Below are 17,650 nucleotides of genomic sequence, written 5' to 3' on the forward strand. Positions count from 1 at the left end.
CGATGTATCAATACGATGATTACGACCGGGCGCTGGTGTTCGAGCGCGTTGCGCAGTTTCGCGATCAGGTCGAGCGCTTCATGGCCGGGGAGTTGAGCGAAGAAGAATTTCTGCCGCTGCGCCTGCAAAACGGCCTGTATATGCAAAAACACGCCTACATGCTGCGGGTGGCGATTCCCTACGGCACCCTGAGTGCCGAACAAATGCGCACCCTGGCGAGCATTGCCAGTGACTACGATCGTGGCTATGGCCACTTCACCACCCGGCAGAACATGCAGTTCAACTGGATCGAACTGCACGAAGTGCCGGACATTCTCGAACGTCTGGCGCAGGTCAACATGCATGCGATCCAGACCTCGGGCAACTGTGTGCGCAACATCACCACCGAAGCCTTCGCCGGAGTGGCGGCAGACGAGATGATCGACCCGCGTCCGCTGGCCGAGATCCTGCGGCAATGGTCGACGATCAACCCGGAATTCCTGTTCCTGCCGCGCAAGTTCAAGATCGCCATCTGCTCGGCGAAGCAGGATCGCGCGGCGATCATGATGCATGACATCGGCCTGTACCTTTACCCCGGTCATGACGGGCAGATGTTGCTGCGAGTGATTGTCGGCGGGGGGCTGGGGCGTACGCCGATCCTCGGTCTGCAGATCCGCGACGGCCTGCCTTGGCAGCACTTGCTGTCCTACGTCGAGGCGGTGTTGCGGGTCTACAACCGCCACGGCCGGCGCGACAACAAGTACAAGGCGCGGATCAAGATTCTGGTCAAGGCGCTGGGAATTGAAGCGTTTGCCAAAGAAGTCGAAGAAGAATGGCAACACCTCAAGGACGGCCCGGCGCAACTGACCGAGGATGAATACCTGCGGGTTGCCAGTGCTTTTGTGCCGCCGAACTATCGCACGCTGGCGGGTACCGATCTGGATTTCGGCACGCACCTGGCCGACAACCCGGCGTTCGCCCGCTGGGTCGCGCGCAACGTGCAACCGCATAAAATGCCGGGCTACACCAGCGTGGTGCTGTCGACCAAACCGGGCCTGGCTTCACCGCCGGGGGATGTGACCGGTTTGCAGATGCTGGCGGTGGCCGACTGGTCCGAGCGTTTCGGTTTCGGCGAGATTCGCATCGCCCACGAGCAGAACATCGTACTGCCGGATGTGCCCAAGTCCGAGCTGTTCGCGCTGTGGCAACTGGCGAAAGAGCAGGGCCTGGGCGCCGCCAACGTCGGCCTGTTGACCGACATCATTGCCTGCCCCGGCGGCGATTTCTGTGCGCTGGCCAATGCCAAGTCGATCCCGATTGCCCAGGCGATTCAGGCGCGTTTCGACAACCTCGATTACCTGCATGATCTGGGCGACATCAGCCTGAACATCTCCGGCTGCATGAACGCCTGCGGCCATCATCACATCGGCAACATCGGGATCCTGGGCGTCGATAAAAACGGCAGCGAGTGGTACCAGATCACCCTCGGCGGCGCCCAGGGCAAAAACAGTGCACTGGGCAAAGTCATCGGCCCGTCGTTCAGCGCCGACGAGGTGCCACAGGTGATCGAGCGGATCATTGGCACTTTCGTGCGTTATCGCGAGGCGGAAGAGCTGTTCGTCGATACCGTGGCGCGCATCGGGCTGGAGCCATTCAAGGAGCGGGTTTACCCGAAAGCCCTGGAGGTATCGGCATGAACAATCTGCTGCGGATGGAGGAGTGCGGGGCGCGGATTGTGCTGGATGATCCGTGGACGCTGATCCGCTCGCCTGAAATAGAGTCCGGCGCCGGAATGTTGATTCTGCCGCTGGCCCACTGGCTCGAATCCCCCTCGCGCCATGCGGTCTGGCTGGGCCCGGACGACGGCGTTGAAAGCCTGTTGCCGTGGCTGGCATCGCTGCCGCTGATCGCCCTCGACTTCCCGAGCTTTCGCGACGGCCGCGCTTACAGCCAGGCCTACCTGTTGCGCAGTCGTTTCGGCTGGAAAGGCGAGTTGCGGGCCATTGGCGATGTGCTGCGTGATCAGTTGAGCCACATGCGCCAGTGCGGTTTTGACAGCTTTGCGGTGCGCGAGGACAAATCCGCCGAGGATGCGCTCAAGGGACTGGCGGGAATGAGCGTGTTGTACGGGCGCTCGGTGATCGAGCCGCGGCCGTTGTTTCGGCGCAGGTGACGCAGGGGAAACCCTTAGAACCCTGATGAATCGGGGATTTTTCCTTGGGTCGATGCTGGCCTTTTGGTAGAGTCCCCGTCGCCAGCGGGTTTTCGGCTGGACGACGGAACGAAGAAGGGAGTCTGATCAGTGGGTCCGGGCAAAAAGATTCTGGGCCTCACCGCGTTGCTGTTGATGCTGACGCTGTGGGCCGGTTACATCTATGTGTTCAACGAAAACCGCGGCGGCCAGCTTGGCGGTGTCGGCGAAAGCACCGCATGGTGCGGCACGCCGCCGAACACGGAAGCGGCGCTGCTGGGCAAGGATCAACTGACCCTGCGCATCACCAACAACCTGCGCGGCGAATTCATGCTCAGCGGTGCGGTGGTGGTGTCCGAGCGCACCTTCAACCGCTATGACCTGGGTCGCAACGAACTGCGTCTGCGCCTGGAACCGTTGCAGTGGACGTACGGCGTCACGCCGATCTTCCTTGAGCAAGTGAAAGTCCTGCCCCTGAGCCGCAACCTCGCTTCGACCGACAAAAGCGCCTTCGCCCAGCTCGAATCGCGCCCGATCGGCGTTCACGGCCGGGTCACCGAGTTCCCTTTCGACACCTATCGCTACGGCTACAAACCGGTGCTGTATTACCTCAAGGGTAACGAGCGCATCGACCTGCGCTTCAAGAACATCACCACGCTGATGGAGATGTCCAACACCTTCACGCCGATCCAGAAGTACAACCGCGCCGACTACATCAACGAGAAAAACTCGGTGGTCCGCGACGAAGACTACAAAGCCTACGGCCACCACGAGTGCGCGTTCAGCGTCGAGCGTAAAGGTTCGTTCAAGGTGGTGGTGCTGCTGATGTTGCTGGTGTTGTGCCTGCCGTTGTTGCTGGTGTTCTACCGCGACGAGCCGGGAATCGACTTCCTGGCCACGCTGGTTGGAATCGGCGTGGTGCGCACAGTGCTGGTGGGGCCGGTGCAGGATTTCCAGCTGTACAACATCGACTTCCTGTTCGGCGCGGCGCTGTTGCTGGTGGGCACCGTGTCGCTGATCAAGGCGATGCGGCTCAACAGCCGGCGGGAGATGGCGTTGCGCAGCGGGGAAACGTCGACCTGGTGAATCTGATCTGAATCGGGTTTTATCGTGCTTCAGTCCGGGGGCGGGATTCATTTCCCGTCCGGCAAAGCGCAAAGCCTGTGGTTTTAGCTATACCTGTAACTCCCCATGCAATAAATCAGGCCTTCTGACAGGAGTTACAGCATGAAGCTAGCCTTAATGATGAGCACCCTATGCATTGCCTCGCTTGGCGTGGTGGGTTGCTCCAGCAAAACCGTCGCTCCGGATGAGTATTCAGGCTTCCTCAAGGACTACAGCCAGCTCAAGGAGGCCAAGTCACCGTCCGGTGCCGAGGTGATGCGCTGGGTCGATCCCAAACTCGATATCAACAAGTACACCAGCGTCTACATCGAACCGACCCAGCTGTATCCCAAGCCTCAGCCAACGGCAAAAATCCCGCAACAGACCCTCAATGGTATCACTGCTTACTATGATCAGGCGCTCAAGCGTGAAGTGGGCAAGTCTCTGCCGTTGGCCAGCGGGCCCGGCCCGGGTGTGATCGTTGTGCGCGCGGCCATCACCGCCGTCAACAGCAAGACCGAAGGCCTGCGTGCCTATGAAGTGATCCCGATTGCTTTGGTGGCGGCAGCGGTCACCACTGCCAGCGGCAGTCGCGATCAGGAAACCACCCTGGCCACCGAAGCAGTGTTCATCGATGGCGGCAACAACAAGGTGGTGGCGCAGGTCGTGCGCAAGGGCACCGGTAAACCTCTGGAAAACGATTCTCAGGTAATGAAGGCCGATGACGTTAAAGCCGTGATCGATGGCTGGGCGTCGGACATGCACCAGTCCTATCTGAAAATGAAGTCCAGATAAGGCGGGCCTGATGACCTCCACGGCGTGAGTCGTGGAGGCCGGTCGGGAGCAGAGTGGACTGTCAGTGCTTTTTGGCCTGTTCGCGAATCCGTTCTTCCTGCTCGCGCAGTTGCGGAGTGAATTCGGCGCCAAAATCTTCCGGGCAGAATATCTGGCGAATCTCGATTTCGGCCTCGGTGCCCGGCATGGGATTAGGGCAGCGCTTGACCCATTCGATGGCTTCTTCCTTCGATTTCACGTCCCAGATCCAGTAACCGGCGATCAGCTCCTTGGTTTCGGCGAAAGGGCCGTCGATCACGCTGCGTGTTTCCCCGCTGAAACGTACGCGGGCACCCTTGCTGCTTGGATGCAGGCCATCGGCCGAGACCAGGATGCCGGCCTTGGCCAGTTCCTCGTTGTAGTTGCCCATATCGGTGAGCAATTGCTCGCTTGGCATCACGCCGGCTTCGGAATCCTGGCTGGCTTTGACAATGATCATGAAGCGCATGGTGTTTCTCCGCTGGAAAGTGAGGGATTCACTGCTTTGTCGAACGGCTAGGGCTTGAATCGACAGCCCGTTAAATAAAAGATGCAGACGGTGGCGGCGGGTGAGGGCGGTACGCTCTACACCGACCAATTTCGGTTCAGGCATAGGTCGTCGGACAATTTCGTGGTTAACTTCCGCCTCTTGCATGCTTTCCCAACAACGTTAAGAAGGACTCCGTTCATGGCTCAAGTCACTCTCAAAGGCAACCCGGTTCAAGTCAACGGCCAACTGCCACAAGCCGGTTCCAAGGCGCCAGCCTTTTCCCTGGTAGCCGGCAATCTGTCCGACGTCACCCTGAAAGACTTCGCCGGCAAGCGCAAAGTGCTGAACATCTTCCCAAGCGTCGACACCCCGACCTGCGCCACTTCCGTGCGCAAGTTCAACGCCCAGGCCAACGACCTGGCCAACACCGTGGTGTTGTGCATCTCGGCTGACCTGCCATTCGCCCAGGCCCGCTTCTGCGGCGCCGAAGGTCTGGAAAACGTACAGAACCTGTCGACCCTGCGTGGCGCCGAGTTCATCGAGAACTACGGCGTGGCCATCGCTGACGGCCCGCTGAAAGGCCTGACCGCCCGTGCGGTGGTTGTGCTGGACGAAAACGACAACGTGCTGCACAGCGAGCTGGTCAAGGAAATCGCTGAAGAGCCGAACTACGATGCAGCGCTGGCTGTATTGAAATAAGTGTTCTGAAACAAGCGCTTTACAATTGTTAACGGCCTGGCCCTGTCCAGGCCGTTTTCATTTGTGTATCAGTGTTTTGGCTCACACCTTGAAACGTAAGTTGAAGGTAAATTGCCGGTAAAGCCGCTTTGCTTTACCCCCACCAGTGCTTATCGTTCAGCCTTCCGTAAAAGAAGCCCACGCGCCCAATGGTTAATCACTCCATGCAATCGTCTTCCCGAAACTCTCGTCGCTGGCTGCTCAGTCTGCTGGTCCTGCTGGTCATCGCCGGCCTGTGCTGGAAATTCTGGCCTGCCGGATCGGCCCACAAGGAGGGCGGCGAGAAGGCGCAAGCCGGCCACACCGGTCGTTCGGGGATGATGCGTCCGGGCTTCGGCGGGGCGGCGGGTCCGATCCCGGTGCGCGTGGCGCCCGTGGTCACCGGTGATTTCCCGCTGTACTACAAGGCGCTGGGCACCGTGACCGCGCTGAACACCATCAACGTGCGCAGCCGGGTCGGCGGCGAACTGGTGAAGATCTATTTCGAAGAGGGGCAGATGGTCAAGGCCGGCGACCTGCTGGCGGAGATCGACCCGCGTCCGTACCAGAACGCCTTGCTTCAGGCTGAAGGCACCTTGCTGCAGAATCAGGCGCAATTGAAAAACGCCCAGGTTGATGTCGAGCGCTATCGCGGTCTTTACAAGGAAGACAGCATCGCCAAGCAGACCCTGGACACCGCTGAAGCACTGGTCGGCCAATACCTCGGCACCGTGAAAACCAACCAGGCGGCGGTCAACGACGCCAAGCTCAACCTCGAATTCACCAAGATCCGCGCGCCGATTGCCGGTCGCGTCGGTCTGCGCCAACTCGACGTCGGCAACCTGGTGGCCGCGAATGACACCACGTTCCTCGCCGTCATTACCCAGACCCAGCCGATCAGTGTAGCGTTCACCCTGCCGGAAAACAGCCTGGAAACCGTGCTCTCCCGCTACCGCAGCGGCGCCAAACTGCCCGCTGAAGCCTGGGACCGTGGCGATACCAAACTGCAAGCCACTGGCGTGCTGCAAAGCCTCGACAACCAGATCGACGTGACGACCGGCACCCTGAAGTTCAAGGCGCGCTACGAAAACCGCGATCAATCGCTGTTCCCCAACCAGTTCGTCAACGTTCACCTGCTGGCCGACACCCTCAAGGGCGTGCTGCTGGCGCCATCGGCCGCGATCCAGTTCGGTACCAACGGCACCTTCGTCTACGCGCTGGACGGCGACAGGAAAGTGACCATCCGCCAGTTGAAGATCGGCGCCAGCGACGGGCAGAACACCGTGGTCACCGAAGGCCTGGCCGCCGGCGACCGCGTGGTGCTGGAAGGCACAGACCGCTTGAAGGAAGGCAGTGAAGTGGAAGTGGTCAACGACAGTCAGGATGTGCCGACCACGCCGACCGGACACCTGCAAGGCAAGTCCGCCGCCAGCGCTCCTGATGCTGCCGTCACCGACAAGGCCAAGAAGGGCGCATGAACATTTCGCGTCTGTTCATCCTCCGCCCGGTCGCCACCACGCTGAGCATGCTGGCCATCGTACTGGCCGGTCTGATCGCCTATCGCTTGCTGCCGGTTTCGGCCTTGCCGCAGGTGGATTACCCGACCATCCGGGTCATGACGTTGTACCCGGGCGCCAGTCCGGACGTGATGACCAGCGCCGTCACCGCGCCGCTTGAACGTCAGTTCGGGCAAATGCCGGGCCTGACGCAAATGGCTTCGACCAGTTCCGGCGGAGCCTCGGTGCTGACCCTGCGTTTCAGCCTCGACATCAACATGGACGTCGCCGAACAGCAGGTGCAGGCGGCGATCAACGCCGCAACCAACCTGTTGCCGACCGATCTGCCGGCGCCGCCGGTGTACAACAAGGTCAATCCGGCGGACACCCCGGTGCTGACCCTGGCGATTACCTCGAAAACCATGCTGCTGCCCAAGCTCAACGATCTGGTCGACACGCGCATGGCGCAGAAGATCGCCCAGATCAGCGGCGTCGGCATGGTCAGCATCGCCGGCGGTCAGCGTCAGGCGGTGCGGATCAAGGTCAATCCGGAGGCACTGGCGGCCAACGGCCTGAACCTGTCGGACGTGCGCACGCTGATCGGTGCGTCCAACGTCAACCAGCCCAAGGGTAACTTCGACGGCCCGACGCGGGTGTCGATGCTCGATGCCAACGACCAGCTGACTTCGCCCAAGGACTACGCCAACCTGATCCTGGCCTACAAGAACGGCGCACCGCTGCGGCTCAAGGATGTCGCGCAGATCGTCGACGGCGCCGAAAACGAGCGTCTGGCGGCGTGGGCCAACCAGAATCAGGCAGTGTTGCTGAATATCCAGCGCCAGCCGGGCGCCAACGTGATCGAGGTGGTCGACCGGATCAAGGCGCTGCTGCCGAGCATCACCGACAACCTGCCGGCGGGCCTCGAAGTGACCGTGCTGACCGACCGCACCCAGACCATCCGCGCCTCGGTCACCGACGTGCAGCACGAGCTGCTGATCGCCATCGCGCTGGTGGTGATGGTGACGTTCCTGTTCCTGCGTCGCGCCAGTGCGACCATCATTCCGTCAGTAGCGGTTCCGCTGTCGCTGATCGGTACGTTTGGCGTGATGTACCTGGCCGGATTCTCGGTCAACAACCTGACCCTGATGGCACTGACCATCGCCACCGGTTTCGTGGTCGATGATGCCATCGTGATGCTGGAGAACATCGCCCGTTTCATTGAAGAGGGTGACAGCCCGATGCAGGCCGCGCTCAAGGGCGCGAAGCAGATCGGCTTCACCCTGATTTCCCTGACCCTGTCGTTGATCGCGGTGCTGATTCCACTGCTGTTCATGGCCGACGTAGTGGGGCGGTTGTTCCGCGAATTCGCCATTACCCTGGCGGTGGCGATCCTGATTTCCCTGGTGGTCTCGCTGACCCTGACGCCGATGATGTGCGCGCGCCTGCTCAAGCGTGAGCCGCAAGAACATGAACAGGGCCGTTTCTACCGAGCCAGCGGTGCGTTCATCGACTGGATGATTGCCGCTTACGGGCGCAAGTTGCAGTGGGTGCTCAAGCACCAGCCGCTGACACTGCTGGTGGCCATCGGCACCCTGGCCCTGACCGTGTTCCTTTATATGGTGGTGCCCAAGGGCTTCTTCCCGGTGCAGGACACCGGGGTGATCCAGGGCATCTCCGAGGCGCCGCAGTCGATTTCCTTTGCTGCCATGGGTGAGCGTCAACAGGCGTTGGCCAAGGTGATTCTCGAAGACCCGGCGGTGGAAAGCCTGTCGTCCTACATCGGCGTCGACGGCGACAACGCCACGCTCAACAGCGGTCGCCTGCTGATCAACCTCAAACCCCATGGCCAGCGTGATCTGACGGCGACCGAAGTGATTGCCCGCCTGCAACCGCAGCTGGACAAGCTTGTCGGCATCCGCCTGTTCATGCAGCCGGTGCAGGACCTGACCATCGAAGACCGCGTCAGCCGCACCCAGTACCAGTTCAGCATGTCGTCGCCGGACGCCGAACTGCTCAGCCTCTGGAGCGGCCGGCTGGTCGAGGCATTGGCCCAGCGTTCGGAGCTGACCGACGTCGCCAGTGATTTGCAGGACAAGGGTTTGCAAGTGTTCCTGGTGATCGACCGCGATGCAGCCTCGCGCCTTGGCGTGTCGGTGGCGAACATCACCGATGCGCTGTATGACGCCTTTGGCCAGCGGCAGATCTCGACCATTTACACCCAGGCCAGCCAGTACCGCGTGGTTCTGCAGGCTCAGGCCGGGGAGAAGATCGGCCCGCAGGCGTTGGATCAGATTCACGTCAAGACCACCGATGGCGGTCAGGTGCGGTTGTCGAGCCTGGCCCATGTCGAGGAGCGTCAGGCGCAATTGGCGATCACTCACATCGGCCAGTTCCCGGCGGTGATGATGTCCTTCAACCTTGCCCACGGTGTGGCGCTGGGGCATGCGGTGGACATCATCGAGCAGGTGCAGAAAGACATCGGCATGCCGATCGGCGTGCAGACCCAGTTCCAGGGTGCAGCCGAAGCGTTTCAGGCCTCGCTGTCGAGCACCTTGCTGCTGATTCTGGCGGCGGTGGTGACCATGTACATCGTGCTCGGCGTGCTCTACGAGAGCTACATCCACCCCATCACGATTCTGTCGACCTTGCCTTCGGCGGCGGTCGGTGCGTTGCTGGCGCTGCTGCTCAGCGGCAATGACCTGGGCATGATCGCGATCATCGGCATCATCCTGCTGATCGGTATCGTCAAGAAGAACGCGATCATGATGATCGACTTCGCCCTCGACGCCGAGCGTACTCAAGGCATGGCGCCGGAGCAGGCGATCTATCAGGCGGCGCTGCTGCGGTTCCGGCCGATCCTGATGACGACGCTGGCCGCGTTGTTCGGCGCGGTGCCGTTGATGCTGGCCACCGGTTCGGGTGCTGAATTGCGTCAGCCGCTGGGTCTGGTGATGGTCGGCGGATTGCTGGTGAGCCAGATCCTGACGCTGTTCACGACACCAGTGATCTACCTGTATTTCGATCGTCTCGGCCGGCGTTTTGGCCGTGCGCCTTCGGCCGTGGAGCCGGTAGAACAGCCATGAACCTGTCCGGTCCCTTCATCAAGCGCCCGGTGGCGACCATGCTCCTGAGCCTGGCGATCATGCTGCTGGGCGGTGTGAGCTTCGGCCTGCTGCCGGTGTCGCCGCTGCCGCAAATGGACTTCCCGGTGATCGTGGTGCAGGCGAGTCTGCCCGGCGCGAGCCCGGAAGTCATGGCGTCCACGGTTGCTACGCCGCTGGAGCGTTCGTTCGGCGCCATCGCCGGCGTCAATACCATGAGCAGCCGTTCCAGCCAGGGTTCGACACGGGTCATTCTGCAATTCGACCTCGACCGCGACATCAATGGCGCGGCGCGGGAAGTGCAGGCGGCAATCAACGCTTCGCGCAACCTGCTGCCGAGCGGGATGCGCAGCATGCCGACCTACAAGAAGGTCAACCCGTCACAGGCGCCGATCATGGTGTTGTCGCTGACCTCGGATGTGCTGGAAAAAGGCCAGCTCTACGACCTGGCCTCGACCATCCTGTCCCAGAGCCTGTCCCAGGTGCAGGGCGTGGGCGAGGTGCAGATCGGCGGCAGCTCCCTGCCGGCGGTACGCATCGAACTCGAACCCCAGGCCCTGAACCAGTACGGCGTGGCGCTGGACGATGTGCGCAAGACCATCGCCGGCGCCAACGTGCGCCGGCCGAAGGGCTCGGTCGAGGACGACCAGCGCCTGTGGCAGATCCAGGCCAACGATCAACTGGAGAAGGCCAAGGACTACGAATCGCTGATCATCCACTACAACGGCGGTGCCGCGCTTCGTCTGAAGGACGTGGCCAAGGTCAGCGATGGCGTGGAAGACCGCTATAACAGCGGTTTCTTCAATGACGATGCGGCGGTGTTGCTGGTGATCAACCGGCAGGCCGGCGCCAACATCATCGAGACGGTCAACGAGATCAAGGCGCAGTTGCCGGCATTACAGGCCGTGTTGCCGGCCAGCGTGAAGCTGAATCTGGCGATGGATCGTTCGCCGGTGATCAAGGCCACGCTGCACGAAGCCGAGATGACCTTGCTGATCGCCGTGGCGCTGGTGATCCTGGTGGTGTTCCTGTTCCTCGGCAATTTCCGTGCTTCGCTGATCCCGACTCTGGCGGTGCCGGTGTCGCTGGTCGGCACTTTTGCCGTGATGTACCTCTACGGATTCTCGCTGAACAACCTGTCGCTGATGGCGCTGATTCTCGCCACCGGGCTGGTGGTGGACGATGCCATTGTGGTGCTGGAAAACATTTCCCGGCACATCGACGAAGGCGTCAAGCCGATGAAGGCCGCGTATCTGGGGGCCAAGGAAGTCGGGTTCACCCTGCTGTCGATGAACGTGTCGCTGGTGGCGGTGTTCCTGTCGATCCTGTTCATGGGCGGGATCATCGAGAGCCTGTTCCGTGAATTCTCCATCACCCTGGCCGCCGCCATCGTGGTGTCGCTGGTGGTTTCCCTGACCCTGACACCGATGCTCTGTGCCCGCTGGCTCAAGCCGCACACGCCGGGCCAGGAAAACCGTCTGCAACGCTGGAGCCGGCGCACCAACGACTGGATGGTCGGCAAATACGCCACCAGCCTCGACTGGGTGTTGCGTCACCGACGTCTGACACTGTTGAGCCTGATCATCACGGTCGGCGTGAACGTCGCGTTGTATGTAGTGGTGCCCAAGACCTTCCTGCCGCAACAGGACACCGGCCAGTTGATCGGTTTCGTGCGCGGTGACGACGGCCTGTCGTTCAGCGTGATGCAGCCGAAAATGGAAACCTTCCGCCGCGCCGTGCTCAAGGACGAAGCGGTCGAGAGCGTTGCCGGTTTCATCGGTGGCACCAACGGAACCAATAACGCGTTCATGCTGGTGCGCCTGAAGCCGATCAAGGAGCGCAATATCTCGGCGCAGAAAGTCATCGAGCGCCTGCGCAAGGAAATGCCCAAGGTGCCCGGCGCGCAATTGATGCTGATGGCCGACCAGGACCTGCAGTTCGGCGGTGGCCGTGAGCAGACCACCTCGCAATACAGCTACATCCTGCAAAGCGGCGATCTTGGGGCCCTGCGCGAGTGGTACCCGAAAGTGGTCACCGCATTGCGCGCCTTGCCGGAACTGACCGCCATCGACGCCCGTGAAGGGCGCGGTGCGCAGCAGGTGACGCTGATCGTCGACCGCGATCAGGCCAAGCGCCTGGGTGTGGACATGAACATGGTCACCGCCGTGCTCAACAACGCTTACAGCCAGCGGCAGATTTCGACGATCTACGACAGTCTCAACCAGTATCAGGTGGTGATGGAGGTCAATCCGAAATACGCCCAGGACCCAGTCACGCTCAATCAGGTGCAGGTGATCACTGCCGATGGCGCGCGGATTCCGTTGTCGACCATTGCCCATTACGAAAGCAGCCTGGAAGACGACCGGGTCAGCCACGAAGGCCAGTTCGCCTCCGAAAGCATCGCGTTCGACATGGCCGAAGGCGTGACGGTAGAGAAGGGCAGTGCGGCCATCGAGCGGGCGATTGCCAAGGTTGGCCTGCCGGAAGACGTGATCGCGAAAATGGCCGGCACCGCCGACGCCTTCGCGGCCACCCAGAAGAGCCAGCCGTTCATGATCCTCGGTGCGCTGCTGGCGGTGTATCTGGTGCTGGGCGTGTTGTATGAAAGCTACATTCATCCGCTGACGATCCTGTCGACACTGCCGTCGGCCGGGGTTGGCGCGCTGTTGTCGATCTACGTGCTGGGCGGCGAGTTCAGCCTGATTTCGCTGCTCGGGTTGTTCCTGCTGATCGGTGTGGTGAAGAAGAACGCGATCCTGATGATCGACCTGGCGCTGCAACTGGAGCGTCATCAGGGCATGGCGCCATTGGAATCGATTCGCAGTGCCTGTCTGCAACGCCTGCGGCCGATCCTGATGACCACGCTGGCGGCGATCCTCGGCGCGTTGCCGTTGTTGCTCAGCCGTGCCGAAGGCGCGGAAATGCGCCAGCCACTGGGCCTGACCATTATCGGTGGTCTGATTTTCAGCCAGATTCTGACCCTTTACACCACACCTGTGGTTTACCTCTATCTCGACAAGGCCCGTCACCGCTTCAACAAGTGGCGTGGCGTACGTACCGATGCCGCACTGGAAACTCCGCTATGAATGACCGTTCGCTTATCCAACTGGCCAGTGTCCGCGGCTCGCGTCTGCTGAGCCTGTCACTGTGCGTGGCGATGCTCAGTGCGTGCGCCGTCGGCCCGGACTACCAGCGCCCGCAGACCGCCGAAGTCGCCCAGTACAAAGAGGCCAAGGGCTGGCGTCAGGCCAGTCCCTCGGATTCCCTGGCCCGGGGCGCCTGGTGGGAGTTGTATGGCGACCGTCAGCTCAATGAGCTGGTGGAAAAGCTCAACCGTTCCAACCAGACCGTCGCCCAGTCCGAGGCGCAGTACCGTCAGGCCCAGGCCTTGGTGCGCGATGCCCGTGGAGCGTTTTACCCGACGCTCGACCTGAGCCTAGGCAAGACCCGCTCCAGCCAGGGCACCGGCAGCAGCAGTTCGAGCCTGAGCAGTTCGTCCAGCGGTATTCGTGATACCTACAACGCCCAGTTGGGCGTCAGTTGGGAAGCCGATGTCTGGGGCAAGTTGCGCCGGGGGCTGGAGGCCGACGAGGCCAGCGCGCAGGCCAGCTTCGCCGATCTGGCGGCGATGCGCCTGAGCCAGCAGTCGGAACTGGTGCAGAACTACCTGCAGTTGCGTGTGATCGATCAGCAGAAGCGTTTGCTCGAGTCGACGGTGGAAGCCTACGAACGTTCGCTGAAAATGACCCAGAACCAATACAACGCCGGAATCTCCGGGCGTGATGCCGTGGCCCAGGCACAGACGCAACTCAAATCCACCCAGGGCGATCTGGTGGACCTGATCTGGCAGCGGGCGCAGTTCGAAAACGCCATTGCGGTACTGACCGGCCAGCCGCCGGCGCAGTTCAAGCTCGCCGAAACCCAGGACATTCCGAAGCTGCCGCAGATTCCGTTGAGCCTGCCGTCGCAACTGCTGGAACGGCGCCCGGACATCGCCTCGGCGGAACGCTCGGTAATTGCAGCGAATGCCAATATTGGCGTAGCCAAGGCCGCGTACTACCCGGACTTCACCCTGAGCATGAGCGGCGGCTACAGCAGCAGTACTTCGCGGGATCTGATCAGTCTGCCGAACCGTTTCTGGTCGGTTGGGCCGAAAATGAGTCTGCCGCTGTTCGACGGTGGCCGACGCTCGGCGGAAGTGGACCGTACCGAAGCCGTGTATGACCAGACCGTGGCCAAATACCGCCAGACCGTGCTCGACGGCTTCCGCGAGGTGGAAAATTACCTGGTGCAGTTGAAGGTGTACGAAGACGAAGCGGCCGTGCGCCAGGAAGCCCTCGATGCGGCACGGGATTCCCTGCGTCTGACCGAAAACCAGTACAAGGCCGGGGTGATTGCTTATCTCGATGTGGTGACCGTGCAGGCCACGGCGTTGAGCAACGAGCGCACTGTCCTGAATATCCTGCAGAGCCGCTTGATTGCCAGCGTGCAGTTGATCGCGGCGCTGGGCGGTGGCTGGGACGGGCAGTTGGAAACCACTGATAACCGCTGACGTGAGGCCATGATCATTCCCAAGCGGAGCGTGGGAATGATCTGCCGGCGAGGCGGACGATCTTCTCAAGACCCTGAATTAGAGCCTTGTCAGACGATCAAACAAGCGTTTCATCGGGTTGATGGCCATTTGATTACTTTGTCAGTGAATTCTTTTTTGCAATCAGTACAATCGGCGCATTTGGCCCCGCCGAGAACGGAAGCAGTACGGTGGGGTGGTCACGAGAATTCTCATGCTCATCGGTAGCTATTCCTTCACCCTGGTTTTCATTTCGCTGTGTGTGGCGATCCTCGCTTCCTACACCGCGCTCGATCTCACCGGGCGCATTGCCACCGCCAAGGGACGCGCCGTGCATATATGGACGGCCGGCGGGGCGTTTGCCATGGGCGTCGGCGTCTGGTCGATGCACTTCATCGGAATGCTGGCGTTCACGCTGCCGATCAGCCTCGGCTACGACATTTCGATCACGGCGCTTTCATTGCTGATCGCCGTGCTGTCCTGCGGTTTTGCCCTGTGGCTGGTCAGCCAGCCGAAACTGCCGGCCTGGCAACTGGCCTTTGGCGCGTTGATCATGGGCGCCGGCATCAGCGCGATGCATTACACCGGCATGGCCGCGATGCGCATGCAACCGGGCATCGACTACGATCCGACAATGTTCGGCGCCTCGCTGCTGATCGCCGTCGGCGCGTCGGCGGCAGCGCTGTGGATCGCCTTTCGCCTGCGTCAGCATTCGCCCTATGTGCGGCTGTTCCGTGCCGGGGCGGCGATTGTCATGGGCGTGGCGATTGTCGGCATGCACTACACCGGTATGGCGGCGGCGCGGTTTCCCGAAGGCAGTTTCTGCGGCGCGGTGCTCAGCGGTCTGAATGGCAATGGCCTGGACAACCTGGTGCTGATCACCACGCTGGCGGTGCTGGCCATCGCGCTGCTGACCTCGATTCTCGACGCGCGCCTCGAAGCCCGCACCGCTGATCTGGCCCATTCGTTGACCGTGGCCAACCGCGAACTCACCCAGCTGGCTTTGCACGACACCCTGACCGGGCTGCCGAACCGGATGTTGCTGGACGACCGGATCAATCAGGCGATGAAAAAGGTCAACGAACAGGGCGGCTGTTTTGCGCTGATGTTCATCGATCTGGACGGCTTCAAACCCGTCAACGACGCTTTCGGTCACCACATGGGCGACCAGTTGCTGCGCGAAGTGGCGGTGCGCCTGCGTGAAGATTTGCGCAGCCTCGACACGCTGGCGCGGATTGGCGGCGATGAGTTTGTGCTGCTGGTGCGCCTGGCCGAGCCTGACGACGCGCTGGGTCTGGCAGCACGTCAGGTGGGCCTGATCGCGCAGTCGTTCCGGGTCGCCGAACATGACCTGCAGATTTCCGCCAGCGTCGGCATCGCCCTGTATCCGGGCAATGGCCAGAGCGCCCAGGAACTGCTGATGAACGCCGACGCTGCGATGTACCACGCCAAGGGCGGCGGCAAGAACGGCTACAGCTTCTTCGACGTCTCGATGAACAGTAACGCCCGCAAGCAACTGCAACTGCTGCAGGATCTGCGCGCGGCGTTGGAGCACAGCCAGTTCAGCCTGCATTACCAACCCAAGTTCCATGCCGCCGATGGCCACCCGGTCGGTGCCGAAGCACTGTTGCGCTGGGAACATCCGGTTCACGGCATGCTGATGCCGGACAAGTTCATCGATCTGGCCGAGAAAACCGGGTTGATCATTCCGATCGGCGAATGGGTACTCAATGAAGCCTGCCGGCAGATGCGCGAGTGGTACGTGCTGGGCTACACCGACTGGCGGATCGCGGTGAATCTGTCCGCTCTGCAGTTCTGTCACGCCGGATTGGTGCGCAGCGTGGCCAAGGCGCTGGCCACGCACCATTTGCCGGCCAACAGCCTGACCTTGGAAATCACCGAGACCACCGCCATGAGCGACGCCGACGCGAGCATGACAGTGTTGCAGGAACTGTCGGACATGGGCGTTGACCTGTCCATCGATGACTTCGGCACCGGTTATTCGAGCCTGATGTACCTCAAGCGCCTGCCGGCCAACGAGCTGAAGATTGATCGCGGTTTTGTCCGCGACCTGGAGCACGACAGCGATGACGCGGCCATCGTTTCGGCGATCGTCGCGCTCGGTCAGGCACTGGGTCTGCGCATTGTCGCCGAGGGCGTGGAGACCGGTGTGCAGCAGGACTTCCTGACGCAACTGGGCTGCGATTCGCTGCAGGGTTACCTGCTCGGCCACCCGATGCCGGCCGACCGCTTCCTGCAGGACATTGCACGCGGCAAACAATTGGCGGCGAGCTGAACGGCTGACGCAGGCCATGCAAAACCCTGCAATGACGGTTATTCTTGCCCCGACTGTTACGTGTACATCGGGGGGGAAGGCCAGCATGGATAAAGTCATAGTGATCACCGGTGGCGGGCGCGGAATCGGAGCCGCCACCGCGCTGTTGGCTGCCGAGCAAGGCTATCGGATCTGCATCAATTATCAGTCTGACGAGCAGGCGGCTCACCACGTACTCGATCAGGTACGCGCGCGTGGCGCCACGGCCATCGCGGTACGCGCCGACGTCAGCATTGAAGACGAAGTGATCGGCCTGTTTCACCGGGTCGACACCGAGCTGGGCCGGGTCACTGCACTGGTGAATAACGCCGGCACAGTCGGGCATAAATCCCGGGTCGAGGAAATGTCGGAATTCCGCATCCTCAAAATCATGAAAACCAACGTCCTGGCGCCGATCCTCTGCGCCAAGCACGCGATCCTGCGCATGTCGCCCAGACACGGCGGGCAGGGTGGCAGCATCGTCAACGTCTCTTCGGTCGCCGCACGCCTGGGCTCGCCGAACGAGTACGTCGACTATGCCGCGTCCAAGGGGGCCCTCGACACGTTCACCATCGGCCTGTCCAAGGAAGTGGCGGGAGAGGGGATTCGGGTCAACGCGGTGCGTCCGGGGTACATCTACACCGATTTCCACGCGTTGAGCGGCGATCCGGATCGGGTCAGCAAACTGGAATCGGCCATTCCGATGGCCCGTGGCGGGCGGCCGGATGAGGTGGCGGAGGCGATTGTCTGGTTGCTGTCGGACAAGGCTTCATATGCCACCGGAACTTTCGTCGATCTTGGCGGCGGCCGTTAAGTATTCCAATGATCGTTCCCACGCAGAGCATGGGAACGATCATCAGGCGATACCCGTGGCA

Annotated in this window: 12 protein-coding genes; 11 read left to right on the top strand and 1 reads right to left on the bottom strand. The window is 61.6% G+C overall.

What is annotated here, in order from left to right; translation table 11 throughout:
- Positions 1 to 2 precede the first annotated feature (2 nt).
- The 4 genes from C6Y56_RS13130 (at position 3) to C6Y56_RS13145 (ending at position 4,069) form a co-directional block, all read left to right on the top strand.
- Positions 3 to 1,676, top strand: coding sequence for a nitrite/sulfite reductase (locus C6Y56_RS13130; RefSeq protein ID WP_169430230.1), 1,674 nt, complete (start codon positions 3 to 5; stop codon positions 1,674 to 1,676).
- A complete protein-coding gene (locus tag C6Y56_RS13135) occupies positions 1,673 to 2,152 on the top strand; it encodes a DUF934 domain-containing protein (RefSeq protein WP_169430231.1) in 480 nt (159 codons plus the stop codon). The genes C6Y56_RS13130 and C6Y56_RS13135 overlap by 4 nt, the downstream gene beginning before the upstream one ends.
- Before the next feature lie 129 nt (positions 2,153 to 2,281).
- Complete coding sequence (locus tag C6Y56_RS13140; protein WP_169430232.1) at positions 2,282 to 3,256, top strand: hypothetical protein; 975 nt, start codon at positions 2,282 to 2,284, stop codon at positions 3,254 to 3,256.
- Between the two features lie 141 nt (positions 3,257 to 3,397).
- Positions 3,398 to 4,069, top strand: coding sequence for a DUF3313 domain-containing protein (locus C6Y56_RS13145; protein ID WP_169430233.1), 672 nt, complete (start codon positions 3,398 to 3,400; stop codon positions 4,067 to 4,069).
- A 61-nt stretch (positions 4,070 to 4,130) separates the two neighbouring features.
- On the opposite strand, the gene C6Y56_RS13150 is transcribed toward C6Y56_RS13145, so the two are convergent.
- Positions 4,131 to 4,556 carry a YciI family protein gene (locus C6Y56_RS13150; protein WP_169430234.1) on the bottom strand — a complete coding sequence of 142 codons (426 nt, stop codon included), beginning with the start codon at positions 4,554 to 4,556 and terminating at the stop codon, positions 4,131 to 4,133.
- Positions 4,557 to 4,775: 219 nt separating this feature from the next.
- Here C6Y56_RS13150 and tpx point away from each other — a divergent pair, with 219 nt between their 5' ends.
- The 7 genes from tpx (at position 4,776) to C6Y56_RS13185 (ending at position 17,589) form a co-directional block, all read left to right on the top strand.
- Positions 4,776 to 5,276: a thiol peroxidase gene (gene tpx / locus C6Y56_RS13155; RefSeq protein ID WP_169430235.1), complete on the top strand. Its 501-nt coding sequence runs from the start codon at positions 4,776 to 4,778 to the stop codon at positions 5,274 to 5,276.
- Between the two features lie 188 nt (positions 5,277 to 5,464).
- Complete coding sequence (locus C6Y56_RS13160) at positions 5,465 to 6,772, top strand: MdtA/MuxA family multidrug efflux RND transporter periplasmic adaptor subunit (protein ID WP_169430236.1); 1,308 nt, start codon at positions 5,465 to 5,467, stop codon at positions 6,770 to 6,772.
- Positions 6,769 to 9,873, top strand: coding sequence for an MdtB/MuxB family multidrug efflux RND transporter permease subunit (locus C6Y56_RS13165; RefSeq protein WP_169430237.1), 3,105 nt, complete (start codon positions 6,769 to 6,771; stop codon positions 9,871 to 9,873). The genes C6Y56_RS13160 and C6Y56_RS13165 overlap by 4 nt, the downstream gene beginning before the upstream one ends.
- On the top strand, positions 9,870 to 12,977 hold the full coding sequence (locus C6Y56_RS13170; protein ID WP_169430238.1) for an efflux RND transporter permease subunit: 3,108 nt from the start codon (positions 9,870 to 9,872) through the stop codon (positions 12,975 to 12,977). The genes C6Y56_RS13165 and C6Y56_RS13170 overlap by 4 nt, the downstream gene beginning before the upstream one ends.
- Positions 12,974 to 14,443: an efflux transporter outer membrane subunit gene (locus tag C6Y56_RS13175; protein ID WP_169430239.1), complete on the top strand. Its 1,470-nt coding sequence runs from the start codon at positions 12,974 to 12,976 to the stop codon at positions 14,441 to 14,443. The genes C6Y56_RS13170 and C6Y56_RS13175 overlap by 4 nt, the downstream gene beginning before the upstream one ends.
- Positions 14,444 to 14,675: 232 nt before the next feature.
- Positions 14,676 to 16,757, top strand: a complete 2,082-nt coding sequence (locus C6Y56_RS13180; RefSeq protein ID WP_169430240.1) for a putative bifunctional diguanylate cyclase/phosphodiesterase — start codon at positions 14,676 to 14,678, stop codon at positions 16,755 to 16,757.
- An 85-nt stretch (positions 16,758 to 16,842) separates the two neighbouring features.
- Entirely contained in the window at positions 16,843 to 17,589 is a 747-nt protein-coding gene (locus C6Y56_RS13185; protein WP_169430241.1) for an SDR family oxidoreductase, read from the top strand.
- The last annotated feature ends 61 nt before the right edge of the window (positions 17,590 to 17,650 follow it).

Origin of the sequence: Pseudomonas fluorescens (assembly GCF_012974785.1) — a bacterium.
GTDB lineage: Bacteria > Pseudomonadota > Gammaproteobacteria > Pseudomonadales > Pseudomonadaceae > Aquipseudomonas > Aquipseudomonas fluorescens_BT.